Origin of the sequence: Bacillus sp. PS217 (assembly GCF_037963535.1) — a bacterium.
GTDB lineage: Bacteria > Bacillota > Bacilli > Bacillales > Bacillaceae > Bacillus > Bacillus subtilis.
Map to the genome: position 1 here is coordinate 2,493,172 of NZ_CP150157.1, position 25,446 is coordinate 2,518,617.

The 25,446-nt window shown below is 43.9% G+C and carries 26 protein-coding genes; 3 read left to right on the forward strand and 23 right to left on the reverse strand.

What is annotated here, in order from left to right; all coding sequences use genetic code 11:
• Nucleotides 1-69 precede the first annotated feature (69 nt).
• The 8 genes from NSQ83_RS12830 to rpsU all read right to left on the reverse strand — a co-directional run bounded on the left by NSQ83_RS12830 (nt 70) and on the right by rpsU (nt 6,118).
• On the reverse strand, nt 70-1,029 hold the full coding sequence (locus NSQ83_RS12830) for a PhoH family protein (protein ID WP_014477373.1): 960 nt from the start codon (nt 1,027-1,029) through the stop codon (nt 70-72).
• On the reverse strand, nt 1,026-2,222 hold the full coding sequence (gene yqfD, locus NSQ83_RS12835) for a sporulation protein YqfD (protein ID WP_003230033.1): 1,197 nt from the start codon (nt 2,220-2,222) through the stop codon (nt 1,026-1,028). The genes NSQ83_RS12830 and yqfD overlap by 4 nt, the downstream gene beginning before the upstream one ends.
• 18 nt (nt 2,223-2,240) lie before the next feature.
• Nucleotides 2,241-2,522, reverse strand: a complete 282-nt coding sequence (gene yqfC / locus NSQ83_RS12840) for a sporulation protein YqfC (protein ID WP_003226191.1) — start codon at nt 2,520-2,522, stop codon at nt 2,241-2,243.
• Between the two features lie 56 nt (nt 2,523-2,578).
• Nucleotides 2,579-2,998, reverse strand: coding sequence for a hypothetical protein (locus NSQ83_RS12845; RefSeq protein ID WP_003230029.1), 420 nt, complete (start codon nt 2,996-2,998; stop codon nt 2,579-2,581).
• 24 nt (nt 2,999-3,022) lie between these two features.
• Entirely contained in the window at nt 3,023-4,018 is a 996-nt protein-coding gene (gene floA, locus NSQ83_RS12850; RefSeq protein WP_003230026.1) for a flotillin-like protein FloA, read from the reverse strand.
• Nucleotides 4,019-4,039: 21 nt separating this feature from the next.
• Nucleotides 4,040-5,353 carry a nodulation protein NfeD gene (locus NSQ83_RS12855; protein WP_198878620.1) on the reverse strand — a complete coding sequence of 438 codons (1,314 nt, stop codon included), beginning with the start codon at nt 5,351-5,353 and terminating at the stop codon, nt 4,040-4,042.
• 130 nt (nt 5,354-5,483) lie between these two features.
• Complete coding sequence (locus tag NSQ83_RS12860) at nt 5,484-5,930, reverse strand: GatB/YqeY domain-containing protein (protein WP_003230022.1); 447 nt, start codon at nt 5,928-5,930, stop codon at nt 5,484-5,486.
• Between the two features lie 14 nt (nt 5,931-5,944).
• On the reverse strand, nt 5,945-6,118 hold the full coding sequence (gene rpsU, locus NSQ83_RS12865; protein WP_003152957.1) for a 30S ribosomal protein S21: 174 nt from the start codon (nt 6,116-6,118) through the stop codon (nt 5,945-5,947).
• 172 nt (nt 6,119-6,290) lie between these two features.
• Here rpsU and NSQ83_RS12870 point away from each other — a divergent pair, with 172 nt between their 5' ends.
• Nucleotides 6,291-7,214 carry a Na/Pi symporter gene (locus NSQ83_RS12870; protein ID WP_015714282.1) on the forward strand — a complete coding sequence of 308 codons (924 nt, stop codon included), beginning with the start codon at nt 6,291-6,293 and terminating at the stop codon, nt 7,212-7,214.
• 35 nt (nt 7,215-7,249) lie between these two features.
• Here the strand turns inward: NSQ83_RS12870 and mtaB are convergent, their stop codons facing one another.
• The 12 genes from mtaB to gpr form a co-directional block, all read right to left on the reverse strand.
• Nucleotides 7,250-8,605, reverse strand: coding sequence for a tRNA (N(6)-L-threonylcarbamoyladenosine(37)-C(2))-methylthiotransferase MtaB (gene mtaB, locus NSQ83_RS12875; RefSeq protein WP_198878619.1), 1,356 nt, complete (start codon nt 8,603-8,605; stop codon nt 7,250-7,252).
• The gene (locus NSQ83_RS12880; protein ID WP_015251679.1) at nt 8,605-9,375 is read right to left on the reverse strand and encodes a 16S rRNA (uracil(1498)-N(3))-methyltransferase; all 771 of its coding nucleotides are present in this window, start codon (nt 9,373-9,375) and stop codon (nt 8,605-8,607) included. The genes mtaB and NSQ83_RS12880 overlap by 1 nt, the downstream gene beginning before the upstream one ends.
• A 22-nt stretch (nt 9,376-9,397) precedes the next feature.
• Entirely contained in the window at nt 9,398-10,333 is a 936-nt protein-coding gene (gene prmA / locus NSQ83_RS12885; RefSeq protein ID WP_004398884.1) for a 50S ribosomal protein L11 methyltransferase, read from the reverse strand.
• 24 nt (nt 10,334-10,357) lie between these two features.
• On the reverse strand, nt 10,358-11,485 hold the full coding sequence (gene dnaJ / locus NSQ83_RS12890) for a molecular chaperone DnaJ (RefSeq protein ID WP_003230010.1): 1,128 nt from the start codon (nt 11,483-11,485) through the stop codon (nt 10,358-10,360).
• A gap of 199 nt (nt 11,486-11,684) precedes the next feature.
• On the reverse strand, nt 11,685-13,520 hold the full coding sequence (gene dnaK / locus NSQ83_RS12895; RefSeq protein WP_004398786.1) for a molecular chaperone DnaK: 1,836 nt from the start codon (nt 13,518-13,520) through the stop codon (nt 11,685-11,687).
• A 23-nt stretch (nt 13,521-13,543) separates the two neighbouring features.
• Nucleotides 13,544-14,107: a nucleotide exchange factor GrpE gene (gene grpE, locus NSQ83_RS12900; RefSeq protein WP_003230005.1), complete on the reverse strand. Its 564-nt coding sequence runs from the start codon at nt 14,105-14,107 to the stop codon at nt 13,544-13,546.
• A gap of 71 nt (nt 14,108-14,178) precedes the next feature.
• On the reverse strand, nt 14,179-15,210 hold the full coding sequence (hrcA, locus tag NSQ83_RS12905) for a heat-inducible transcriptional repressor HrcA (RefSeq protein WP_003246126.1): 1,032 nt from the start codon (nt 15,208-15,210) through the stop codon (nt 14,179-14,181).
• 80 nt (nt 15,211-15,290) lie between these two features.
• On the reverse strand, nt 15,291-16,430 hold the full coding sequence (hemW, locus tag NSQ83_RS12910; RefSeq protein WP_029317890.1) for a radical SAM family heme chaperone HemW: 1,140 nt from the start codon (nt 16,428-16,430) through the stop codon (nt 15,291-15,293).
• A gap of 52 nt (nt 16,431-16,482) precedes the next feature.
• A complete protein-coding gene (gene lepA, locus NSQ83_RS12915; protein ID WP_003229999.1) occupies nt 16,483-18,321 on the reverse strand; it encodes a translation elongation factor 4 in 1,839 nt (612 codons plus the stop codon).
• A gap of 133 nt (nt 18,322-18,454) precedes the next feature.
• Complete coding sequence (locus NSQ83_RS12920) at nt 18,455-18,793, reverse strand: YqxA family protein (RefSeq protein ID WP_014477382.1); 339 nt, start codon at nt 18,791-18,793, stop codon at nt 18,455-18,457.
• A 16-nt stretch (nt 18,794-18,809) separates the two neighbouring features.
• Nucleotides 18,810-20,015 (reverse strand): spore autolysin SpoIIP, encoded by a 1,206-nt coding sequence (gene spoIIP / locus NSQ83_RS12925; RefSeq protein ID WP_014477383.1) that lies wholly within the window; start codon nt 20,013-20,015, stop codon nt 18,810-18,812.
• Nucleotides 20,016-20,077: 62 nt separating this feature from the next.
• Nucleotides 20,078-21,184: a GPR endopeptidase gene (gene gpr / locus NSQ83_RS12930; protein ID WP_003229991.1), complete on the reverse strand. Its 1,107-nt coding sequence runs from the start codon at nt 21,182-21,184 to the stop codon at nt 20,078-20,080.
• Between the two features lie 203 nt (nt 21,185-21,387).
• On the opposite strand from gpr, the gene rpsT reads away from it, so the two are divergent.
• Entirely contained in the window at nt 21,388-21,654 is a 267-nt protein-coding gene (gene rpsT, locus NSQ83_RS12935; protein WP_003229989.1) for a 30S ribosomal protein S20, read from the forward strand.
• Nucleotides 21,655-21,668: 14 nt separating this feature from the next.
• On the opposite strand, the gene holA is transcribed toward rpsT, so the two are convergent.
• Nucleotides 21,669-22,712, reverse strand: coding sequence for a DNA polymerase III subunit delta (holA, locus tag NSQ83_RS12940; protein ID WP_003229987.1), 1,044 nt, complete (start codon nt 22,710-22,712; stop codon nt 21,669-21,671).
• Between the two features lie 39 nt (nt 22,713-22,751).
• On the reverse strand, nt 22,752-22,901 hold the full coding sequence (locus tag NSQ83_RS12945) for a hypothetical protein (protein ID WP_003229985.1): 150 nt from the start codon (nt 22,899-22,901) through the stop codon (nt 22,752-22,754).
• Nucleotides 22,902-22,941: 40 nt separating this feature from the next.
• Between NSQ83_RS12945 and NSQ83_RS12950 the strand changes: the two genes are divergently transcribed.
• Complete coding sequence (locus NSQ83_RS12950) at nt 22,942-23,076, forward strand: YqzM family protein (protein ID WP_003229983.1); 135 nt, start codon at nt 22,942-22,944, stop codon at nt 23,074-23,076.
• 39 nt (nt 23,077-23,115) lie between these two features.
• On the opposite strand, the gene NSQ83_RS12955 is transcribed toward NSQ83_RS12950, so the two are convergent.
• Complete coding sequence (locus NSQ83_RS12955) at nt 23,116-25,446, reverse strand: DNA internalization-related competence protein ComEC/Rec2 (protein WP_198878618.1); 2,331 nt, start codon at nt 25,444-25,446, stop codon at nt 23,116-23,118.

Consider the following 25,446-nt stretch of genomic DNA (forward strand, 5'->3'; position numbering starts at 1 on the left):
CTCTTGAAACATCAAGCCCATAAGCAATCATAAAAATGACCCGATAACGCGCGATCGGGTCATTCAGCATTAATTTTGCTTATCGTATGCTTCAATAATTTTCGCAACAAGCGGATGTCTGACCACGTCTGTCTGGTCTAGCTCAATCATAGAAATGCCGTCTATTCCTTTCAGCATCTCCTTCGCTACTGCAAGTCCCGATTTGACGCCTTTCGGCAGATCAATTTGGCTAACGTCACCTGTAATGATCATTTTAGAGCCAAAACCCAGTCTCGTCAAAAACATTTTCATTTGAGCAGGCGTGGTATTCTGTGCTTCATCAAGTATAACATAAGCATCATCGAGCGTCCGTCCCCTCATATATGCGAGCGGAGCAATTTCAATGATGCCTCTTTCCATCAAACGTTCTGTATGATCTGCCCCAAGCACATCATGGAGAGCGTCATACAGCGGGCGCAAATAAGGATCTACTTTTTCTTTTAGGTCACCTGGGAGAAAACCAAGGCTTTCACCAGCTTCCACGGCAGGTCTTGTTAAAATGATTTTTTTGATATGTCCATTTTTTAAAGCATGGACTGCTTTTACGACAGCCAGGTACGTTTTCCCGGTTCCCGCCGGACCAATGCCGAATACAAGGTCATTCCGCTTCATAGCGGCCACGTATTCCCGCTGTCCCATTGTTTTTACACGGATTGATTTGCCTTTTGCGTTTTTTGTAATTTCTTCTTCATACATGCTTTCAAAGTATTCAAGTTCATTCTTCTTTGCCATTTTGATGGCGTAAATCACATCACGTTCAGAGATCTCTATCCCCTTGCGAATTAAAGCGAGGAGCGATCCCAGCAGCCTGTCTGCAATCTGAAACGATTCATCATCGCCTGAAACATAAATCGTCTCGCCGCGCGTAATGATATTTACATTCAGATCTTTCTCCATCAATTTCAAAAAAGAATCTTGGTTCCCGAAGAGTGAAAGCGCCTCGTCCGGGTTTTTCAGTTTTTGATTCATCGCAAGTAAATGTTCTGTCATTCTTCAGTCTCCCTGACAATAGGTGTGGTTTGAACGATATCTTCTATAACTTGGTAGAGAATAATCAACTTTACTTTACCATTCTCAACAGTCTGGTGCAAAACTTTTTCACTTTTCACCTCGCCGTTTTCGCCTATTTTATCCTCTACATCCTGTTTACCCAATTTAATGCCTTCTTGAACTGCTTCTTCTTTTGTATATTTTCGCAAAGCCTCTTCACTTTCTCTCGTTTGCTCTTTGACATAAGATACAGGGAGCTTAAATCCGAGAAAATGAAGCGAATGTTTTTCTTGTTCTGTTTTTGGATGCTTCAATTCCTCTTTTTTAAAAGTCATCCCCCAGATCGGGATTGCCAAAGAACCAAAAGAAAGCTTGTGCTTTGTCCTTACTTTGCCCGTATAGACGTTAAATAATGTTTCAAGCGGGACTGTCACTTCTGATCTATACCAGGTTTCTCCGTAAATTTCTGCTTTTGAGGCGACTTCCTGCTGATGGTCTTCGCTGCCGATCAGTCCCGAAACAAGCAGCTGCCCCTTTTCAACGTGATCGTGTATGGCGGCCATGGGCTGTCCTTTTTGCACAAACATTCTCGTAATGGTTGCTTTCTTTTTGGCGACAATATTGCGCGGGCTAACATATTTTTCTTTTTCGGGCTCATTTTTCTCCACAACTTTCATGTGAATGGTCGTCCCCTTCAGATCAACTCCGACCCAAGTGATATTGTCTATTCCATTGGTTAATGATTTCTGTATTTTTTCGGGCGACATCATTAAAAACTGCAGACGGCCCTTTTTGACGCCGATTTCATTAAGATGCTGCCTCATTTGATGTTCTGTTTCAGGCTTAGCGCCTGTCACATCAATTTTCCACACCATATTGGACAGCAAAAACAAAAGGATGAAAAAAATCGCAAAACCGATCGTAAACCCTATATTCAGCTTTGATTTCAGCAACAGGAAGGGAAATCCCTTCCGATTGATAAATCGGGCTTTACATTTAAATTTACTTCTAACCCGCCGAAAGGCATGTACATCCTGAAGCTGTATATATAACGATACGGCTTCTTTCTTTTTTTTGACATGAAAGACCGGAATCCCCTGTCTTGTGCATTCATTAAGGAGCCGCTCAATCCCTCTTCCCGTCAATTCAAGCTGGACCTTACCCGAAAAAAAAGACAGCCATTTATTTTTCACAACATTTCCCCCTCGGCTTTATGACTCAACATATCGAACGACATCAATCGTACCCTCCAAAAGTATCTCTTCCGGAAGAATCGCCTTGATGACAAAATTTTTACCAGATATGATGCACTGGCCCTGCTTCAGCATCAGCCGCACTTCATTCTCACTGAAAAGCAAAAGGCCTCTGTGGTTTTCTATGTAGATATGAAGTCTGCCAACCATTGTAATCCTCGGCAGATCCATCATAACGTCCGGGGGAATTTCCAATGCTCTTGTCAGCCAAGCTTTCATACGATTCTTTCTTTGCCCCATACAAAAAGAACCCCCTTTCATCTCATATGTATGATTTGAAAGGAGGTTCTAACACTTTAATTTTTACGGGCCGGGCGCATCGTACGGTGTGGTTTTTTCGCCCGTGGAGGTCCGAACACCTCTCCTAGAACGATCCCCTGTACGACGGTGTCTTTATTCACCTGAAGCATTTTTTGTTTTGTGTATACTGTTTTTTGTTTCGCAGCAGCAAGATCTCGTTCCAGCCCTTTCAGGTTTCTTGCTGTTTCCCTGCGTCTTTCTTCCGCTTCCCGTCTTGCCTGTTCCATACGGTTAGGGATAGGTGCAGGGGCATCTTCTTTTGACTGCTTCTTTTGAGGAGAAGCAGATTGCACGTGTTGAGGTTTTTTTCTTTTTTGGCTGTTTTGCTTTTCTTCTTTGCTCTTTTTGCCGAAAATCGCAGAAATGATTCCGATGATCGCTGCAATAATAAGCGGATTGGTCAGTAAATCTTCCATCAGCGTTCTCCCTTCTTAGAGAGATTATGATTTGCGGTCTTCATCCGAAGGGTCTTTCGTCAGCTTGCCGAATGAATCACGCATTTCTGTGTCAGCATCGATGTTCTTGATATTCATGTAATCCATGACGCCAATATTCCCTTCACGCAAAGCTTCTGCCATCGCAAGCGGCACTTCCGCCTCGGCTTCTACTACTTTCGCGCGCATTTCTTCTACGCGGGCACGCATTTCCTGTTCTTGAGCGACAGCCATCGCACGTCGTTCTTCCGCTTTTGCCTGCGCGATGTTTTTATCAGCCTCAGCCTGATCGGTTTGTAAAATTGCACCGATGTTTTTGCCGATATCTACATCTGCAATATCAATTGAGAGAATTTCAAACGCAGTTCCTGAGTCCAATCCTTTTCCAAGGACTGTCTGAGAAATCATGTCAGGGTTTTCAAGCACTTTTTTATGATTATCAGATGAACCGATTGTAGAAACGATCCCCTCACCTACACGAGCTACAATGGTTTCTTCCCCTGCTCCCCCAACGAGGCGCTCGATATTCGCTCTTACTGTGATTCTCGCTTTCGCTTTGACTTCAATCCCGTCCATTGCGACACCGGCTATGAACGGTGTTTCAATCACCTTAGGATTAACGCTCATTTGAACAGCTTCCAACACGTCCCGGCCTGCAAGATCAATGGCAGCACAGCGCTCGAATGTGAGTTCAATGTTAGCTCGCTGAGCGGCGATAAGCGCGTTGACGACTCTGTCAACATTACCTCCAGCCAGGTAGTGGCTTTCAAGCTGGTTTGTTCCAACATTAAGTCCCGCTTTATGGGCTTTAATCAGCGGGTTAACAACCCGATTCGGAATGACACGGCGAAGCCTCATCCCAACTAGAGTGAAAATGCTGATTTTCACTCCGGCTGCCAAAGCTGAAATCCAAAGCATTACAGGCACAAATGTAAAAAATACTGCCAAAACAATGATCGCTACTGCGACAATTGCCAGAATCATAAGTGTTGACGGATCCATATAACTTCTCCTCGTTTCTATTTAAATTTCTCTCACGACAATGCGTGAGCCTTCTACTTTAATCACTTTTACTTTTTTATCTTTTTCTGTAAACGATCCCTCCGAAACAACGTCAAGGCGTTCATCATCAATAATCACGGTACCGGAAGGACGCAGCGGTGTAAAGGTTATACCCACTTTTCCCATTAAGTCCGTGCGCGTTTGATTTGAAACGTAGCCGCTCTCCGTGTTTGTAGAATCATTTAATATCAATTTCTTAAAGAATTTCATACGCTTTCCCAACACCCTTGTCAGTAAAATAAAAGCTGTAATCGAAACAGCTGAGGCGATCAAGAGAGAAACCGCCATTACAGTGAAGCTCCCCGCGGCTAAAAACAGGCTCGCAATAATCGCTCCCAAGCCCAGTAATCCAATGATTCCTCCGGGAAGAAAAATCTCAAGCAGGATGAGGATCACCCCTGCTATAAAGAGGAGAACCGTCTCATACCCGGCAAGGCCGGCTGCAAGATGCCCGTAAAAGAACAGCAATAACGCAATGAGTCCAGCCGTTCCAGGGAGGCCGACACCCGGTGAAAAAAGCTCCACCGTCAGACCTAAAAAAGCGATTGTCAGCAGAATAGGGACAATGACCGGATTCGTCAGCCACCTTGCCGTCTTTTCCGCAAAGCTCTCCTTTGCGTAGCTGATCTGCGCTTTTTCGAACCCAAGCTTCTTTACGAGCGTGGACAAATTGTCAGCAGTGCCTTCTGAATAGCCTACCTCAATTGCCTTGTCTGCGTTAAGTGTCAGCAGATCTCCCTTAGGCGCGCCGACTTCCTTGGCATCTATATCTGGGTCAGCCATTGCGAGCGCATATTTTGGATCGCGGTTATTTTTCACTGCGGCATCTTCCATCTCTGCCAGCCAAAGTGATTGAGCTTTTTGGTCAGCGGCATTGCCTTGGCCATCAACAATCGCGGCGGCTCCCATTTTTCCGCCAGGCGCCATATAAATGTGACCTGCTTGAAGTGCAATATATGCACCAGCAGACAACGCGCGTTTGTTGACATATGCAGTTACGGGGATCTCGCTTTCCGTTATCAAATCGGCCATATCAATAGCAGATTTGACCAATCCCCCCGGGGTATTGATATCAAGAATAATATGGTCTGCATGTGCATCCTTTGCGTCTTGTAACGAACGGGACAAAAACGAAGCAAGACCCTGTTCGACATTTTTTTCAACCGGAATCACATAAACAGTTTGTTTTTCTGCTTTTGCGTTCAGTTGTACGCCTAATAAAGAAAGCAAAAATATACTCAAAAGAGCAGCACGGAATCCTTTGATTTGAAGCAAGGGCGGTGTATCCCTCCTTCCTTTTATAATAAGTGCCTTCTCTTCATACGTAACAAATGTATCAAAGGTTTCATTTTTTTATGTATAAAAAAAGACATCTCTCTTAGAAAGATGTCCTTTTCTTTGCCATTTAAGACAGTTGACTGCTCACAAGCTTATTAATTAAACTTCCGTCAGCTTTACCTTTTACTTTAGGCATAATTGCCCCCATCACTTTGCCCATGTCCGCTTTTGAGCTCGCACCGACCTCCGCGATGGTTTCATTTACGATTGTACGCAGCTCTTCTTCTGACAGCTGCTCAGGTAAATAAACTTCTAAAATGTCCAGCTCTTTTTGAACTTTATCTACTAAATCTAAACGATTAGCGTTTGAAAATTCCTGGAGGGAGTCTTTACGTTGCTTAAGTTCACGAGAAAGGACAGTGAGTTCCTCATCCTCGGTCAAACTGTCTTTCTTAAGCTTAATTGCTTCATTTTGAAGTGAAGCCTTAACCATTCGAACGACAGTCAGTTTGTCTTTCTCACGGTTTTTCATATACAGCTTCATATCCTGGTTGAGACGCTCAAGAAGACTCATAAATCCACCCTCTTTTAGAATTTGCGTTTTCTAGCAGCTTCAGACTTTTTCTTGCGCTTTACGCTAGGTTTTTCATAAAATTCACGCTTTCTTGCTTCTTGCAAAGTACCTGTCTTTGATACACTGCGTTTGAAGCGACGAAGAGCATCTTCAAGCGATTCGTTTTTTCTAACGACCGTTTTTGACATTCTCTTTCCCTCCCTCCGAATACACCAATCGACTACCTTTAAGTTACACATATAAACATGTACTTTGACATTATAATATAAGCCATCAGTCAGGTCAACTAAGTGAGTTCACTTTTCCGTCATGAGTGCGACTGCCTGTCTATATAATGATAGAAAGGGGTTGGTGAATAGGATGTTAATTCTGATTAGCTTTACTGCTCTTATATTATTCTTTCTCGCAGGCATGAACATGCTTCGAAAAGGCTTAATTTCTATGGCGTACTCAAAAATTGAAGAACGTTTGCTTTTATTTACGGACCATCCGTTAAAAGCGTTTCTTATCAGCATTGTATTTACGGGAATACTTCAGAGCAGTTCAGCTTTTATGGTCATTGTCATCGGCTTTGTAAGTGCGGGCGTTCTTTCTTTTAAGCGGACGATACCAATGATTCTGGGGACGAATGTTGGCTCTACTTTTACAACTGAATTTATTGCTATCAAAATGGATATTTTGATCTGGGTTCTTTTAATAGGAGGTTTATTGTTTTTTCTGACTGGCAGGTATCCTTTGAAACAGCTGGGAACAAGCTTCCTTGGACTGGGCATCATCTTCTTTTGCATCAGCGGATTCAGCCATCTTGCCGGGCCGCTGACAAAGCTGAAAACGGGAGCCGACGTTCTATACCATGTTAACGATTCAAACTGGTCCGCTTTGCTCATCGGGATGGTGTTAACTGCCATCATTCACTCCAGTTCTGTCTGTATCGGCATTTTGATGAGTTTTATGAATGAAGGGATTATCGGACTGACACAGGCGATGAGCGTCGTACTCGGATCAAATATCGGGACATGCATTACAGCTGTCATGGCTGCTGTATCCGGGGGATATGCGGCGAAACAGACAGCGTATGCGCATGTGGTATTTAACGTGCTAGGGGTGGCTCTAGTATTGCCTTTTCTGACCGCAGCGACCGGCTTTGTAGAGCAGTTATCACCCGATCCCGCCCAAAGGATTGCTCATTTCAGTCTTTTATTTAATGTAGTAACAGCTCTTTTATTTCTTCCGCTAACAAACTTGTTTTACCGATTGATTCACCTTCTTATCCCGGCTAAATAAAAAACCGGTACATTTTAATGCACCGATTTTTTAGGTTAAGAAGACAAACGCATGTGTTCAGTTATTTCATCCTCAACCACACGGACAAACTGTCCGTCGTTGTAAGGATAACCTGCTTTTAGGATTTTGACTTTTACGATTTTGCCGATCATATCTTCCGTACCTTTGAAAACAACCTTCATATAATTGTCTGTGTAACCAACAAACATATTTTCTTCTTCTGTTTCCTTAAACGCTTCCTCAGGGATAATCTCAAGCACTTCATTTTCATACTGAGAAGCGTATTCTTTTGCAAGCTGGTCAGAAAGAGCAATCAGGCGATGCACACGTTCGTTTTTCACGTTTTCATCCACTTGGTCTTCCATTCGTGCAGCTGGTGTTCCTGTACGTTTACTGTAAGGGAAAACATGCAGCTCAGAGAATTTATGTTCTTTAATAAAGTTATAGGTTTCCATAAATTCTTCTTCTGTTTCTCCAGGGAACCCGACGATGACATCAGAAGTAACAGCTAAGCCTGGCAGTGCTTTTTTCAATTTATTTAAACGGTCTGCAAAGAATTCCATTGTATATTTGCGTCTCATCCGTTTAAGCACTGTGTTTGATCCGGATTGGATAGGAATATGCAGATGATTCACTATCTTATCTGAGCGGTCTAAGACCTCGATCACTTCGTCAGTGATTTGGCTGGCTTCGATTGAAGAAATTCTGATCCGTTTCACGCCTTCCACACGGGTGTCTAATTCGCTCAAAAGCTTCGCGAAGTTGTAATCTTTCATATCTTCGCCGTAGCCGCCTGTATGAATACCCGTAAGAACAATTTCCTTATATCCGGCATCAACAAGCTGCTGCGCTTGTTTAATGACTTCTTCAGGGTCGCGGGAGCGGAGCAGGCCGCGCGCCCACGGAATGATACAGAATGTGCAGAAATTATTGCAGCCCTCCTGTATTTTCAATGACGCTCTTGTCCGGTCCGTGAAAGCAGGCACATCTAGCTCTTCATAGACTCTTGCTTTCATGATGTTGCTGACGCCATTAATCGGCTGGCGTTCTTCTCGGTATTGGTCAATGTAGCCAAGCATTTTTTCACGGTCCTGTGTTCCGACTACAATGTCGACACCGGGGATCGCCATAATCTCAGCAGGTGAGGTTTGCGCGTAGCAGCCTGTGACACAGATGACACCGTCAGGATTTTGACGAATGGCGCGTCTGATCACTTGGCGGCTTTTTTTATCTCCCGTATTTGTAACCGTACATGTATTAATGACATATACATCAGCTGTTTGTTCAAAGTCTCTTCTTTCATAGCCCGCTTCTTTGAAAAGCTGCCAGATTGCTTCTGTTTCATAATGGTTGACTTTACAGCCAAGCGTATGGAAAGCAACAGTTGCCATTACTGATCACCTCTTAATAACTCTGTTTGATAAGAAATCGCACTCAACGCGTATAGCGGAGCGGTTTCTGTCCTTAAAATTCTCGGTCCAAGGCCGCACGGCACACCGTCTTGCTCTGTGAGCCGTTCAACCTCCGCTTCTGTTAAACCGCCTTCGGGACCAAATACGATCAATAGAGATGATCCTTTCGGAAGGCTGCTTACAATCGCGCTGAATGCGCTTATTTCCCCTTGCTTCGATGACTCCTCGTATGCAACGACACATTTATCGAAATCCTGCATCCTTTGAAGAAGCTGCTGAAAAGAATGGACATCCATCACTCGCGGCACTTCGTTACGGTACGATTGTTCAGCCGCTTCCTTCGCAATTTTCGTCCATCTTTCCCGCTTTTTCTTTGCCTTTTTGTCATCCAGCTTGACAACAGAACGCGCGGCTTGGAAAGGAATAAAGGCATGAGCTCCGAGCTCAGTCCCCTTTTGGATAATCCATTCAAGCTTATCTCCTTTCGGAAGGCCGCTCGCAATATAGACCTTTATCGGAAGCTCTCTGTTTTCATTCGTCCATTCTATCACAAGGCAGGACACTTTATCTTTGGAAACAGATTGAAGTTCACATTTTGCCTCGAAGCCGTCTTGAGAGCAGCAGATAATCTGATCTCCCTCATTCATTCTCATCACGTTCACAATATGATGAACATCTTCGCCGGTAATCGAAAAAGCCGGCGCTTCCTCTATTTGCTGCTTCGTGAGCTCGATAAAATATCGTTGCATACGCTGTGACACCTACTAACTGTTATTTTTTCGCAATAATGCTGACCCAATCTTCCATTGAAAGGATTTCTACAATGGTAAAGCCAGCTTGTTCCAGTGCTTCTTTTACTTCTTGTTTTTTATGACCGATGATTCCTGACGTAATAAAGTGGCCGCCTTCTTTTAACAGGCTGTACGCTTGTGAAGTAAAGCGAAGAATGACTTCAGCCAAAATGTTGGCCACAATCACATCATGTTCCCCTTCAATCCCGTCTAACAAATTGTTTTGCTTCACTTGAGCAATATCGCTGACTTTGTTCAGCTTGAGATTAAGGCGTGCACTTTCTACAGCCACGGGATCAAGATCGTAGGCATGAACCGATTCAGCCTCAAGCATTGCAGCCGCAATACTTAAAATTCCCGAACCAGTGCCGACATCAATCACCTTATCACCCTTTTGCACAAAGCGTTCAAGCGCCTGAATGCAGAGTACGGTTGTGGGATGTGTCCCTGTGCCGAAAGCCATTCCCGGGTCCATTTCAATAATCAGTTCATCAGTATGGACCGGCGTATATTCCTCCCACGTCGGCACAATTGTAAACTTTTCAGAAATTTTCACAGGATGATAATATTTTTTCCAGGCAGTCGCCCACTCTTCTTCATTTACTTCAGAAATAGTGATGTGGTTTCTGCCCAAATCAATATTGTAAAGAAGGAGATTATTAATCGTTTCTTTAATGCCGTCTACAGTTTCGCCCAGAAAACTGTTAACCGGCAGATATGCTTTGACAATGACACCCTCATCTGGGTAATCATTGGGGTCGAGCTGGTAGATTTCCCCGTACACATTCTCACGTTCTTTAATTAAATCAAGCGGGTCCTCTATCACAACCCCACTTGCACCAGCTTCATGCAATATATTTGAGATAGGTTCGACCGCTTCATGTGTTGTGTGAATGCTTAATTCGGACCATTTCAAAACTACCAACTCCTCATCCAATAATTAATCGCCTTTAAACGCGCGTTTTACCTTGTCAAAGAAACTCATTTCCTGTTCGTCAGGCAGGTTTCCGCTGACTTCGGCAAATTCGCGGATAATGTCTTTTTGTTTATCAGTCAGATTTGTCGGCGTAACGACGCGGACGACGATATGCTGGTCACCCTGTCCATAGCCTCTGACATTTTGAACGCCTTTGCCTCTTAATCTGAATTTCGTTCCTGTTTGTGTACCGGCCGGAATTTTCAATTTCACTTTTCCATGCAGCGTCGGCACTTCTACCTCATCTCCAAGAGCAGCCTGAGCAAACGTTAACGGCATTTCACAGTAAATATCATCGCCGTCACGCTCGAAGAACTCGTGTGCGCGTACATGGAACACGACAAATAAATCCCCGGCAGGGCCGCCGTTTATTCCTGGTTCACCCTGTCCCGAGAGACGAAGCTGCTGCCCGTCATCTACACCGGCTGGAATTGTCACATTAATTTTCTTGCGTTTTTTGATTTTTCCTTTGCCGCCGCAGTCCGCACATTTGTTTTTAATGATTTTGCCTGTACCTTCACAGTGGTGGCAGACCCGTCTGTTAACGACTTTTCCAAACGGTGTATTTTGCTCCACGTTTAACTGGCCGGAGCCTCCGCAGTGGGAGCATGTTTCTGGATTTGTTCCAGGTTTCGCACCTGAGCCTTTACATGTTTCGCACGTTTCCTCGCGGGGAATTTCGATGGTTGTTTCTTTACCGAAAGCCGCATCCTCAAACGACAGGGTCATCGTATACTGTAAATCAGCACCCTGGCGCGGAGCGTTGGGATCTCTTCGTCTTGTGCCTCCGCCGAATATACTTGAGAAAATATCATCGAAACCAAAACCGCCGAAATCGCCGCCGCCAAAACCTCCGCCGCCGAAGCCTTGGTTAGGATCAGTGTGACCAAATTGATCGTAATGCGCACGTTTTTGGTCATCTGACAGCGTTTCGTATGCTTCTTTTACCTCTTTAAATTTTTCATCTGATCCGGCTTCTTTGTTAATATCAGGATGATATTTTTTTGACAGCTTCCGATAAGCTTTTTTAATTTCATCCTTTGAAGCGCTCTTACTTACTCCCAGCACTTCATAGTAATCACGCTTACTCATCTCGCTTCACTCTCCCGAATTTCTCACATAAATTAGATTGTATCATTTTGAATTATGATTTTTCAATTCCTTTTATCCCGGGCAAGAAAAAAAGTCAAAGCCAAGAGATGCCTGACTTTGACTTTCTAATCATTGAATCAGATTATGAAATGTGTTCTTTTCGGTCAGCTCCGGAAGCGGGGCTGACACTAAAAAGAACTTATTTTTTGTTTTGGTCGTCGTTTACTTCTTCGTATTCAGCGTCGACAACGTTGTCATCCGCTTTGCCTTCAGCGTTTGCTCCGCCTTGAGCTTGCTGTGCTTTAGCAGCTTCTTCATAAAGCTTCATAGAAAGCTCTTGAACGATTGTTTGAAGCTCATCTTTTTTCGCTTTGATCTCTTCAAATTCGTTTTTCTCAATCGCTGCTTTTAAAGCATCTTTGGCATCGTTGGCTTTTTTCACTTGTTCTTCGTCCACTTTGCCTTCAAGATCTTTTAATGTTTTCTCAGTTTGGAAAACAAGCTGATCTGCTTCGTTGCGGACTTCGATTTCTTCTTTTTTCTTCGCATCAGCGTCAGCATTTTCTTCCGCTTCTTTTACCATACGTTCGATCTCTTCATCAGAAAGACCTGAAGAAGATTTAATTGTAATGTTTTGTTCTTTTCCTGTGCCTAAGTCTTTTGCTCTTACGTTTACGATACCGTTTTTGTCAATATCGAAAGAAACTTCGATTTGAGGCACGCCGCGCGGTGCTGGCGGGATATCAGTAAGCTGGAAGCGGCCGAGTGTTTTGTTGTCGGCAGACATTGGGCGCTCACCTTGAAGAACATGGATATCAACAGCTGTTTGGTTATCAGCAGCAGTTGAGAACACTTGAGATTTGCTTGTTGGGATCGTCGTGTTGCGGTCGATCAGTTTTGTAAACACGCCGCCCATTGTTTCGATACCGAGAGAAAGCGGTGTAACGTCAAGAAGAACAACATCTTTTACGTCACCTGTGATAACGCCGCCCTGAATCGCAGCACCAAGCGCTACAACTTCATCCGGGTTTACGCCTTTATGCGCTTCTTTTCCAGTTTCTTTTTTGATTGCTTCTTGTACGGCAGGGATACGAGTTGATCCGCCGACAAGGATGACTTTGTCGATTTCGCTTGCAGAAAGTCCTGCATCTTGAAGCGCTTGACGGACAGGACCCATTGTGCGCTCTACTAAATGAGAAGAAAGCTCTTCGAATTTAGCGCGAGTTAATGTAAGTTCAAGGTGAAGCGGTCCTGCTTCTCCAGCTGTGATAAACGGTAAAGAAATTTGCGTAGAAGATACGCCGGAAAGATCTTTTTTCGCTTTTTCAGCTGCGTCTTTCAAACGCTGAAGCGCCATTTTGTCTTTTGACAAATCAATGCCGTTTTCTTTTTTGAATTCAGACACAAGATGATCGATGATAACTTGGTCAAAATCGTCCCCACCCAGACGGTTGTCGCCGGCAGTTGAACGAACTTCGAATACACCGTCGCCAAGCTCAAGGATGGAAACGTCGAATGTACCGCCGCCAAGGTCGTATACTAGGATCGTTTGATCTTCATCTGTTTTATCAAGTCCGTATGCAAGCGCTGCTGCAGTCGGCTCGTTGATGATACGTTCTACTTCAAGACCTGCAATTTTACCAGCGTCTTTTGTTGCTTGACGCTCAGCATCGTTAAAGTATGCAGGAACTGTGATAACTGCTTTTGATACTGTTTCGCCAAGATAGCTTTCAGCGTATGATTTAAGGTGTTGAAGGATGATAGCAGACACTTCTTGTGGAGTGTAATCCTTTCCTTCAATTTCAACTTTATAATCAGTACCCATATGACGTTTGATAGACATAATTGTGTTAGGGTTTGTAATAGATTGGCGTTTAGCCACTTCCCCTACTTGACGTTCGCCGTTTTTAAATGCAACAACTGATGGCGTTGTGCGGTTTCCTTCAGCGTTAGCAATAACTTTAGGCTCGCCGCCTTCAAGCACTGCCACACATGAGTTTGTTGTTCCTAAGTCGATTCCGATAACTTTACTCACTTGAATAACCTCCTGCTATGTAATTATTGATTCACTTTGACCATGGAAGGGCGAATGACGCGATCCTTCAGCTTATAGCCTTTTTGCATTTCCTCAACAACAATGTTGGAGCCGTAGTTTTCGTCTTCAGCCTGCATAACAGCTTGGTGCAGATTAGGATCAAATTCCTGCCCTACAGCTTCGATGGCTTCGACGCCTTCTTTTTTCAAGGCTTCTACGAGCTGACGGTGGACCATTTCCATTCCCTGGAGCAAACTTTTCGTCTGTTCATTGTCGGCTTCAACCTGAAGCGCTCGTTCAAAGCTGTCAAGAGCCGGCAGTAAATCAGTCACGATATTTTGAGAACGGTATTTTTGGGACGCTTCCATCTCTAAACGGCTGCGTCGTTTATAGTTTTCAAAGTCTGCTTGAACACGCAAAAGTTTGTTTTCTTTTTCCTCAAGCAAACCTTGCAATTCGTTAATTTGGTTTTGAAGAAGTTCGCTTTCATTTGTTTCTTCCTGCTGTTCATCAGCGGCAGCTTGTTCTTCAATGATTTCTTGCTCTTCTGTTTCGTTTTGTTCAACGGTTTGTTTTTCTTCTGACATTGTGTTCACCTCCCTCAAAGTGTAAGGAGAAGGACAGATGCTGCCCTTCGATAAAATTTGCCAAAATTCCCTTATTCATCATACAGACTTGTTAATGCTTTTGACAAGTCCGAAGTCACATGCTGAAGCAGGCTGACAACCCTGGAATAATTCATGCGGGTCGGGCCGATGATCGCAATTGAGCCGATCTGCTTCTGGTCTACGGAATAAGAAGCCGTTATCAGACTGCAATTTTCCATCTCTTCATAGTCGTTTTCTTTTCCGATTTTAATCGAAATTCCCGTGTGCGGGGATTGAACCAGCTTTAAAACATCCTGTTCCTTCTCAATTAATGAAAGGAGCGACCGAACTCGGGTGATATCATGGAACTCAGGCTGGTTCAGCATATTGATTTTCCCGCCAAAAAACAACTTTTCAACATGATTTGTGGAATGAAAGGTTGAACGAAGCGCGTCGAGTATATTGTCATAGTTCTTAATGTGCTGTCTTAGGTACATGACAACTTCCTTAAATATGCGCTCATTCAGTTCATCCATTGGAACGCCGCTTAAACGGTCGTTCAGTATATTTACCAGTTTTTCAATATCAGACAGATCCATTTTGGTCGGAAAGTTAATCGTTTTGTTTTCCACATGCCCCGTATTGGTAACGAGAATCGCTACCGCCATATCAGGCTGAATCGGAATGATTTGAATCTGTTTAAGGTAATTCTCACTCAACTTCGGCCCGAGTACGATGGATGTGTAATTCGTCAGATCGGACAAAATTTGCGCTGATTTTTGAACTGTCTTCTCCAGCTCGAAAATTTTCTCTTTGAAGATCGAGTGGATTTGGTCCAGGTCGCTTTTCGTCAATTTGACGGGTGACAGCAAATGGTCAACATAGTACCGATACCCTTTTTCTGACGGAACACGTCCTGAGGATGAATGGGTTTTTTCAATAAAGCCCAATTCCTCCAAGTCAGCCATCTCGTTTCTTATTGTTGCAGAGCTAAATGTGATTTCATCTTTTTTCGAAAGAGTTCTTGATCCCACCGGCTGTGCCGATTTAATAAAATCGTTGATTATAACCTGAAGGATCAGCAGCTGACGATTTGTTAACATCATCATCACCTCTGTTAGCACTCTCAATAAGCGAGTGCTAATTCTATAACAAAAGTATCAAACCACAAGAAAAATGTCAATTATAACTCACCCAAAAAAGCGCCAAAAACTTCATTGCCTAATAATTTCCCTTGATGAGTCAAATAAACGGCAGACTCCGAATTGTGAATCAGCCCTTTTTCAGCGAGGTCTTTTAACACGCTTGGGAAAAGTCCATCCAGGGAACGGCCGTATTTTTCTGCGAATCGTTTTTTGCTGACACCGGCTGTTTTTCTCAAACCTAAAAACATTTCTTCCTCAATCTGTTCTTCTGTTGTTACTTCATGTGTATCTCTGTACGGAAAACCCTTTTCAGCTATCAGGTCAATGTAATGCTTAACAGGTCCGACGTTCACTGTTCGTGTGCCGCCGATATATCCGTGAGCGCCGGCTCCGAAACCGAAATATTGTTCGTTGCTCCAATACGTTAGATTGTGCTTAGATTCCATGCCTGCCTTAGCAAAGTTGCTGATTTCATATTGATGAATGCCGTGAGCTTCCATCTGGCTCATCACCATTTCATACATTTCAGCTTCCTGCTCCTGCGGCGGAAGATGAAGCCGCCCTTTTTGCATCAAATTATAAAATACCGTTTTCGGTTCTACAATAAGGGAGTAAACGGAATAATGCTCGGCATCCAGTGATAAAGCAGTGTTTATGGAATGTTCCAGATGCTTGAGGGTTTGCCCCGGAAGCCCGAACATGAGATCAAGACTGATATTCTCAAAACCGATTTCCCGCGCTCTTTCAAAAGAGGTGAATACATCTTTTTGCTTGTGCACTCGGCCGATTTTTTCTAACAGATCGTCTTCGAACGTTTGCACACCAAAGCTGAGGCGATTTACGCCTGCTTCTTTTAATATTTTTAATTTCTCTGCGGACAAGTCGTCCGGATTCGCTTCAACCGCAAATTCCGATAATTCGCTTGAGGGCTTCAGCACGCGGTTGATCATGTCCATCAGCTTTTTAAGCTGTTCCTCAGACAGGGAGGTCGGCGTGCCTCCTCCGATAAAGATTGTTTTAAGATCAGGCTGCCCAGTTTTTGCTATTGTATTTATCATTTCCTGTTCGAGTGCGTTTAAATACTCGTCGACTGGCTGACTTTGAATAAAATATTTATTGAAATCGCAGTAGTGGCAAATATGCTCACAAAATGGGATATGGATATAAGCTGATTTCAACGGATTCACCTTCTTTACAGAAAGAAGCCGCAGTACAAGACTGCGGCGGCTTCTATTGTTTTTTCGGACTGTCGTCCATTTTCAGAACTGCCATAAATGCTTCTTGCGGCACTTCAACTGAGCCGACCTGCTTCATACGGCGCTTTCCTTCTTTTTGTTTTTCAAGAAGTTTCCGTTTACGCGAGATGTCCCCTCCGTAACATTTAGCCAATACGTTTTTACGCATTGCTTTTATGGTGGAGCGGGCCACGATTTTCTGGCCGATTGCGGCTTGTACCGGAACTTCAAACTGCTGGCGCGGAATGAGTTCTTTCAGTTTTTCAACGATCACTTTTCCGCGTTCATATGCGTAATCACGATGCACGATAAAGGAAAGGGCATCGATTTTTTCACCATTCAGCATAATGTCCATTTTCACAAGCTTGGACGGTTTGTAGCCGATCAGTTCATAATCAAAGGACGCATAGCCTTTAGTGCTTGATTTCAGCTGATCAAAAAACTCATATACGATTTCCGCTAATGGCATATCATAAATGATGCTGACACGGTTTGCGTCTAAATACTGCATATCAATGAAATTGCCGCGTTTTCCTTGGCAAAGCTCCATTACAGCGCCGACATAGTCATTCGGCACCATCATCGTCGCTTTTACGTATGGCTCCTCAACCCTTTCGATCTTTTGAGGATCCGGCATGTTGGACGGGTTGTCGACAACGACCTTTTCGCCGTCTGTCATATACACGTCATAGATAACGCTTGGCGCTGTCGTAATCAGGTCGATGTTGAACTCACGCTCAATTCGCTCCTGAATGATCTCCATGTGAAGCATGCCTAAAAATCCGCAGCGGAACCCGAATCCAAGCGCTTGCGAAGTTTCCGCTTCATATTGAAGGGAGGAATCATTCAGCTCAAGCTTTTCAAGAGCTTCCCTTAAATCATTATACTTCGCTGTATCAATCGGATACAAACCACAGTACACCATCGGGTTTAGCTTGCGGTATCCCGGCAGCGCTTCTTCTGCAGGATTGGCAGCGCTCGTTATTGTATCACCGACACGTGTGTCACCAACATTTTTGATTGAGGCAGTCAGGAAGCCTACATCACCGACCGTCAGTTCATTTGTCGGAGTTGCTTTCGGCGTGAACACGCCCACCTCTGTTACTTCGAATTCTTTGCCGGTTGCCATCATTTTGATTTTTTGTCCCGGCTTTACCGTTCCTTCAACGACTCTGATATAAGCCACGACACCGCGGTAGGCGTCATAAAGCGAGTCGAAGATCAGCGCTTTGAGCGGCGCCTCCGGATCTCCGGTCGGAGCTGGCACCTTTTCTACGATTTGTTCTAAAATCTCCTCAATCCCGATACCGGCTTTTGCTGAAGCAAGCACGGCTTCTGATGCGTCAAGGCCGATAACGTCTTCTACCTCTTGGCGCACACGTTCGGGCTCGGCGCTCGGAAGGTCGATTTTATTGATGACCGGAAGGATTTCAAGATCGTTGTCAAGCGCTAAGTAGACATTGGCGAGCGTCTGCGCTTCAATCCCCTGGGCTGCATCCACGACAAGAATCGCTCCCTCGCAGGCAGCAAGGCTTCGGGATACTTCATACGTGAAGTCGACGTGTCCCGGCGTATCGATTAGATGAAAGATATATTCTTCTCCGTCTTTTGCTTTATATTTAAGCTGAACAGAGTTTAATTTAATGGTTATGCCCCGCTCACGTTCAAGATCCATAGAATCGAGCAATTGTTCTTTCATTTCTCGTTGAGTGATTGCCGACGTTTTTTCTAAAATACGATCCGCTAAGGTCGATTTTCCGTGGTCAATATGGGCAATGATAGAGAAATTCCGTATTCTCGATTGCCTCTCTAAACGCTTTTCTTTATCTGTCACAATCTATCACTCCTACTATTAAACGCAAAATACACTAGCTTAGATTATATCAATAGGATTGTAAAGATTCAATGTAAAACAAGAAAGAGAAAAGTTCCCTATCATATCTGGGCTGCTTTTCTCTTTCACGTACTTATTGATTCATATCCCGTATCCATTCATACATTGACTGGGCAGTATTGGTTACGGTGTCCGAAAGCGCTTTTCCGGCTTTTGAAAACATATTGAATGTCTCCACCTTTTCCAGCTCTTTTTGTTTTTCTTCTAAATCTTTTGCCGTGACTGTTTCTCCTAGGATTGAGGCTTCTTTTTCATTATCTTTTCCGTCGGTGAGCGTAAACGCCCCCTTCAGTGAAGGGTCATGATAGCCTTTCATACTCAGCATCCCGTTGTTTGCCTGCTGCATGCCGAACAGAACGCCTAAAAACATGATCGTGACAAGCAGTAAGCATTTCCCAAAGTATGCAATCAAATCAACCACCTATTTCTTATTGTTTTTTCGTCTCCCCGCTCGCTGCGTTGACCTTTTCAGCATCCCAGTACATTTCGCTGAATACGTCCGCGGCCGCGTTAGCCGCACGCTGCAGCTCTTCGAGATTATTATCTACTCCGCCAAACTCGAGCAAAAGCGCTCTATCGGTTAAATCCTGATTGTAAACACCATTATCGCCTGGCGAGCCTTTGGAAAAGACACCTGTGCTAAGTCCGGGGTATTTTTTCTCCATCAGTTTATGAAGCTCACTCGCAATTTTATAGTTTTCTTCGAAGTTTTTGCTTTTTTTCCCGACGACAAAGGCTACCCTGGCATAGCTTTTCCCTTTAATCGTTGCGGTTGTGTCTTTTTTGCGCCGTGAGTCTCTGTGGATGTCAATGATATATTGCAGATTTTTGTTTGAAGCAAGGGCGTCTTTCACAACCGGCCTTGATTCATCATAGGACCTGGCATAGTTTAGGCCTTTTTTATTTAATTTTGACTGTATATCGGTTTTATTCACTGTGGCTCCGATTCCCTGGGATTCAAGCGCTTGTCCGAACATATCTCCTACAAGCGTGACGTTGGCTTTAGAATGGCGCGCCATGTCAGGATCGGTCTCGCCTTTTAATAGAGGGAGATATGATTCCGTATTGTGCGTGTGATAGATAAACACGACCTTTTTATCACCTGTTGTTTGTTTGGGCGGATCTTTTTGCGCATTATCTGATTGCGTTTGCTGTTTTTCAATCTCTGCCAAATTCGCTTCTCTTTCTTCCTCCATCACCTTAGACGGCGGCGGCGATTCCGCAGGCATATTCGTATAATCCGTTCCTTGTCCAGCTAACAAAATCTCGGTATCAAATTGTGCAAATCCCGGCAGCTCCCGACCGAGAAAGCTCCGCGGATCTTCGAGGTTAATGCTCGTCGCCAGCTTTAAAGAAAGACGAGAAAGATGAAATGAGCTGTCTGTTTGAGAGAGGTCAGAAGCGAAATAATGGTTTTCCATCCGCAGCAAATGTGCAAATACGTCACCCGGCAATTCTTCAGCAATCCCATAAAAAGAGTCAGACGACGGCCTAAGTTCCGGCCGGAGAGACGTCAGCACACCGGATAGAACAAAAATCACGATAAGGCTTACGATAAATAGAAAGATGGCTTTTACCGCTTTCCCTCCATTTACCGCAACAACAATCTGTCTGTTTCTGCGTTTATTTCTCATTGAATCCCTCCAGCGCTTGTCTAGTAATTACTCTATGAACAAGCTAGAGGAAGTAGAACTGTTTAGTGATTGTAGGAGCCTTTGTTTTCTTGTGACACTTTTTCATGAAGCGCTGTGTTTAATCCGTTCGCTAAAACATTTGCCATATCGTCAATAAATGAATCGACTTCCTTCGGTGTAACCATTAAGTTGTGCCCTAAAGGCGAAAGCACCTCGTGAATGAGCTGCCGTTTTTCATCTTCTTGAAGGGTTCCGACAATACCTAGGAACGATTGGCGCTGCTTTTGATCGGGAAGATCGTCTTCAGTGAGCACTTTCTTTTTCCCAAACGTCATGCCTGCCGGAACAAGCGATCTTGATGGCCTGTTATCCTTCATTTCTCTGCCAAAATGTTTTAATATGTAGTCCACCGTGTCGCTGGCAATTGTCACGGCATCAACTACTGTCGGAACACCGATAGCAATCACCGGAACACCAAGCGTGTCTTTGCTTAAATCTTTTCGTTTATTCCCCACTCCAGACCCCGGGTGAATGCCTGTATCCGATATTTGAATGGTTGTGTTGACCCTTTCCACCGCCCGCGCCGCCAACGCATCAATGGCGATGACAAAATCAGGCTTCGATTGCTCAATCACACCTTTAATAATGTCACTTGTTTCGATTCCTGTTATCCCCATTACACCCGGTGCAAAAGCACTGACAGGCCTGTAACCCTCCTGTACGTTTTCCGGCTGAAGCTTAAACAAGTGCCTTGTTACCAACAGATTTTCTACTGCCATCGGCCCAAGCGCATCAGGTGTCACGTTCCAGTTGCCGAGCCCAACGATCAAACAGCTCGCATCTTTTGAGATATTAAGGTTTTCAAGAAAAGCTGAGAATTCCTCCGCAAAGACAGCAGAGACCTTCTCCTGCATTTCCGAATCATTCTCCCTGATTCCCTGTGCTTCAAGCGTTAAATAGCGCCCTTCTTTTTTTCCCGAAAGCTCTGCGCCTTCCTTTGTAACATCAACTGTGCGGATTTTAATGCCGCCGTGATCACGCTCTTTTTCAATAAAGCCTTTAATTTCTTTTGTCGGCACAGCCTGCTGATTGGCCATTGCTTCCTTCGTTTCCACTGCCAAATCGGTACGTATCAAATACTGATTCACATCCAGCTCACTCTTTTTCATACAGGGGCCTCCTTCACATTAAGTACCTATATTGTTGCCATTTGCTGAATGAATCATGCTAAAAAGAGAACCTTCAATGAAAAATACTTTACATTTATATTGCAATCTAAAGGTGTGTTTGATAGAATACAATTTGTTCTATTGTGAAGAAGATTTAACCTTAAGACACTGTGCTACAGGTTGTATCTTAGGAGGTGAAACACATGCCAAACATTAAATCAGCGATTAAACGTACAAAAACAAACAACGAACGCCGCGTTCATAACGCGACAATCAAATCTGCTATGCGTACTGCAATCAAACAAGTTGAAGCTTCTGTTGCCAACAACGAAGCTGACAAAGCGAAAACTGCTCTTACTGAAGCAGCTAAACGTATTGATAAAGCAGTGAAAACAGGTCTTGTACACAAAAATACCGCAGCTCGATACAAATCAAGACTAGCGAAAAAAGTGAACGGACTTTCTGCATAATATAAAAACGATCCTCAATAATGGGGATCGTTTTTTTCATTTCTTTTTAACAGCTGTAAAAGGAACAGTTCGAGCAGGAGCTGCTTGTCCTTTTTCCCGGTTTTCATCTCATAGTCCATGACGGCAAGCTGTTCAATAATTAAACGGAGCTCCTCCTCTGAAAAAAGCCTTGCTTGATCCATCGCCAGCTTTACCCGAAATGGGTGAACTTTTAGATTAGAAGCGATTTGTTTTTGTCCGTATCCCTGTTCCGCGAAGTACTTCGTCTGCAGAATCAGCCGGAACTGGTTCGAAATAAGCGCCATAATTTTGATCGGTTCTTCATTTTGTTTAAGCAAATCATAAAAAATTTGCAGACTCTCTGTTCGTTTTCGGTTGACGATTTTATTGATCAGCTCAAAAATATTTTGTTCAAGGCTTCTAGCAACAAGCATTTTCACATCATCCAGCGTAATTTCTTCACGATCTCCAATAAACGTGCAGAGCTTTTGAATCTCCTGAAAAATCGATGACAGATGCCCGTTCACAAGCAGAACCAAATGCTCCGCCGCTTCCGTGCCGATTGTTTTCTGCTCTGTTTTTGCAAGGTTGACAGTAAAGTCCGTCGTTTCCTTTGCGTTTAATTCCTTCGCCTCCATCATAAACGCGTGCTTCTTTAACGCTTTCGTCAGCTTTTTCCGCTCATCAAGCTTTTCATACGGAGCAAGCAGGACAAAGACTGTGTAAGGCGCAGGTGATTGTATATATGATTCAAGCGCACTGACGTTGTGCTCAATTTTTTCTTTTTTCTTTTCACCTGTTAAAAAATATGGATTTTTCACAATGACAAGACGCCGCTCCCCCATAAACGGAAACGTTTCAGCATCTGCAATCGCTTGATCCAGCGGGTCCTCTTCCAGATCAAAAACGGATAGATTGAAATCCTTTGTCTCCTGATCAACGACCGTCTGTCTGATCCTGCTGACGGTTTCTTGCAGCAGATATGTCTCTTTTCCGTATAAACAATAAACTGGATGGACCTCTCCTTTTTTCAGGCTTTTCCACACATCAAATACCATTGTTGTACGACTTCCTCTCTTTCATCATCCCCCTCTATCCTAAATTGAGTTTGCAAAATAGTAAAGAGGAAGCCTGACTGCTGCTTCCCCATTTATATTAAACGCCTGTTCGCAAGCCCCCGGGACAGCTTGTAAAAAGGCGATAATCACCAGAACAGAAAACGTTACCTTAGCTTCTAGATTTTTCAAAACAATTCCATTATACTTAAGTCAGTCAGGAGGGATAAAGTTGAATGATTTTGAAAAAAACGTTCAAAGCAAACGAAATGATGCTGTAGATTCAGCTGTTGGTTTTGTTGTGTCCTTCGGATTTTTCGCCTTCTTGTTTGTCATGGCAACGGTTATTCACCTAGTTGGTTCATAACAGCGACTGCCCGGGCTGCTGATTTCTCGGCAGTCTTTTTTAGTTCGTCTCTGTTATATCTGATGTATCATATGGAGGATAGACAGAAAAGGTTCCAACTCTGTTTTTGTATCTATATTGGATCGTTCCGTTTTGATCTGTTCGCAGCACGCGGATAGAATGTCTCTGTAATAGTTGCAGAACTTTTTGATGAGGATGATGGTACCGATTGTTTTTCCCGGCTGAGATAATGGCCGTTTTCGGCTGAAGCTGTTGGATGAATTCTTCACCGGTAGAGCCTTTGCTCCCATGGTGCCCCACCTTTAAGACATCTGCTTTAATATTTGGAAACACGTCCATCACCTCCTGTTCCCCTTCTTTCTCCAGATCACCCGTCAAAATCCAGCTCAGAACGCCCGTCTCCATCCACAGAACGAGAGAGGAATTATTTTTGCTTGCCGGATCAGGTGTTTCAGGTGACAGTACATGGAACTGCAAATCCTTTATTTGCAATACATCGCCTCGCTTCACCTCTTCAATTGTCACTCCCTCTTCTCTGGCTGTCTGCAGCACTTTCTCATCTTTAGGTTCAGAAACGAACCCCTTCGGAATCACGAGGCGCTTTACTTTATGATGCTTCAGCAGAGTCTCCGCCTCTCCGATATGATCTTGGTCAGCGTGCGTCAGAATTAAAGCGTCAAGCTGTTTGATTCCCTTAGCAGTTAAAAACGGAATCAGCACCTTTTCCCCCAGTGAAAACGGATGCTGTTTTTCGCGCCAAGGCTCTGACGAGTAAGACAAAGTGCCGCCGGTATCAATTAAGACACGACCCCGCTGATGCGGAGCACCTACAAACATGCTGTCACCCTGTCCAATATCTATCATATCCACTTCTCCTTCGGAACTAAGACACGGATATATAAAGAGCAGAAACATCACCGTGCAGCAAATGCCGCCGGTTACCATCAACTGCGACAAGGAGCGTTTTTCAATCGCCATAAGCAATAGGATGATCGTGACCGTGAATAAAAAAAGCAGAACAGGTGCAGGATGTGCGATCATAATCGTGAACACATCAACATCTGCAATTTTTGTGATTAACCTATTGGTCCAACTTATCAATAAATCAAACCAGCTGAAAAACAATCTCCCAAACGAAGCGGAAAGACTTAATAGAAGAACACCTGCTACAGCTCCCGGCAAAATACAGAAGGTATAAAATGGTACCATCAACATATTCATCGGTACGCTGATGATAGAAAACTGATGAAAATGATACAGGAGAATCGGAAGCGAGCCCAGCTGAGCGATGAGTGATACAATTGTCAGCTGCCCCAAGGAGGTTTTAACCTGCTGAAAAATAGAAGAGGATAGAATTAAAGAAAAACTGACGGCGAACGATAGCTGAAAACCAGCTTCAAAGAGATGATAAGGATTGAAGAGCAGAAGGACGATGTATGAAAGACAAATTGCAGTTGCAGAGTGGACACGCCATTTGACAAGGCTTCCAGCTAAGTAAACACCCGACATGAGAGCGGCGCGTAGCACTGAAGGAGCAGCGCCGGTCAACATCACATAGAGCGGCAGAAATAACAGCAACAGAATTGACGCCTTTTCTCTAGTTATACCAAGGCGAATCATGATATAAAACAAACCTGCTGTCAAAATCCCCACGTGGAGTCCTGATATTGCCAAGAGATGGACAACACCAAGCTTTTGATACGCGGTAAGCACTTCATCCTCCACATAAAATCTGTCACCAACTGTAAGTGCCTGTACAATCCCTGCCGAATCAGGAGGCAAAAGGCTGTTTGTGAATGATATGATATGTTTTCTCAAGCTGAGCACCTTGTACTTAAAATTTTCAGGTTCGCTGCAGTTTTGGATAGACGTGACAGAGTAGTTCCAATGAATATGCTGCCGATAAAGATACTCGTTATAATCAAATGCACCCGGCACAGTTGCGTGATTCGGTTCTTCCAATGTACCAGTCAACTCACATGACATTCCTGGTTCTATGTATAACAGCTGTTCTTTTTCACCAGCAGACTGAATGCGATACGCAGCAGCCCATTTTTCCTTATCAGGTGTCTTAACCATCATAGACATACGGTCGCCGTCAATTTTGGGAATAGTGTCAATCACTGCCTTGAATTGATAGGTTCCCTGCCGATAGGAAGAGACATTCTGAGAATCTGTGACTGCATACAGTACAAAAAACAATATAAAAGAGAAGAAACAAACAATAATAAGAAAAGCGTGCCTCGTTTTGATTAAAATGATGAGGAGAAAGAGGATGAAAAGAAAAATAGCGGGGAAATAAGCGGCGGCAGTAATTCCAGCCGTTGCCGAAGCTGCCGCCATAGGCAATAACAAACGCGAATTACGCAT

What these genes read in the sequence shown, in the direction of transcription:
- NSQ83_RS12830 (WP_014477373.1), bottom strand. Translation starts at nt 1,029, where the DNA reads ATGACAGAACATTTACTTGCGATGAATCAAAAACTGAAAAACCCGGAC.
- yqfC (WP_003226191.1), bottom strand. Translation starts at nt 2,522, where the DNA reads ATGGGGCAAAGAAAGAATCGTATGAAAGCTTGGCTGACAAGAGCATTG.
- NSQ83_RS12845 (WP_003230029.1), bottom strand. Translation starts at nt 2,998, where the DNA reads ATGGAAGATTTACTGACCAATCCGCTTATTATTGCAGCGATCATCGGA.
- floA (WP_003230026.1), bottom strand. Translation starts at nt 4,018, where the DNA reads ATGGATCCGTCAACACTTATGATTCTGGCAATTGTCGCAGTAGCGATC.
- NSQ83_RS12860 (WP_003230022.1), bottom strand. Translation starts at nt 5,930, where the DNA reads ATGAGTCTTCTTGAGCGTCTCAACCAGGATATGAAGCTGTATATGAAA.
- rpsU (WP_003152957.1), bottom strand. Translation starts at nt 6,118, where the DNA reads ATGTCAAAAACGGTCGTTAGAAAAAACGAATCGCTTGAAGATGCTCTT.
- NSQ83_RS12870 (WP_015714282.1), top strand. Translation starts at nt 6,291, where the DNA reads ATGTTAATTCTGATTAGCTTTACTGCTCTTATATTATTCTTTCTCGCA.
- mtaB (WP_198878619.1), bottom strand. Translation starts at nt 8,605, where the DNA reads ATGGCAACTGTTGCTTTCCATACGCTTGGCTGTAAAGTCAACCATTAT.
- NSQ83_RS12880 (WP_015251679.1), bottom strand. Translation starts at nt 9,375, where the DNA reads ATGCAACGATATTTTATCGAGCTCACGAAGCAGCAAATAGAGGAAGCG.
- dnaJ (WP_003230010.1), bottom strand. Translation starts at nt 11,485, where the DNA reads ATGAGTAAGCGTGATTACTATGAAGTGCTGGGAGTAAGTAAGAGCGCT.
- grpE (WP_003230005.1), bottom strand. Translation starts at nt 14,107, where the DNA reads ATGTCAGAAGAAAAACAAACCGTTGAACAAAACGAAACAGAAGAGCAA.
- hrcA (WP_003246126.1), bottom strand. Translation starts at nt 15,210, where the DNA reads ATGTTAACAAATCGTCAGCTGCTGATCCTTCAGGTTATAATCAACGAT.
- spoIIP (WP_014477383.1), bottom strand. Translation starts at nt 20,015, where the DNA reads ATGAGAAATAAACGCAGAAACAGACAGATTGTTGTTGCGGTAAATGGA.
- gpr (WP_003229991.1), bottom strand. Translation starts at nt 21,184, where the DNA reads ATGAAAAAGAGTGAGCTGGATGTGAATCAGTATTTGATACGTACCGAT.
- rpsT (WP_003229989.1), top strand. Translation starts at nt 21,388, where the DNA reads ATGCCAAACATTAAATCAGCGATTAAACGTACAAAAACAAACAACGAA.
- holA (WP_003229987.1), bottom strand. Translation starts at nt 22,712, where the DNA reads ATGGTATTTGATGTGTGGAAAAGCCTGAAAAAAGGAGAGGTCCATCCA.
- NSQ83_RS12955 (WP_198878618.1), bottom strand. Translation starts at nt 25,446, where the DNA reads ATGCGTAATTCGCGTTTGTTATTGCCTATGGCGGCAGCTTCGGCAACG.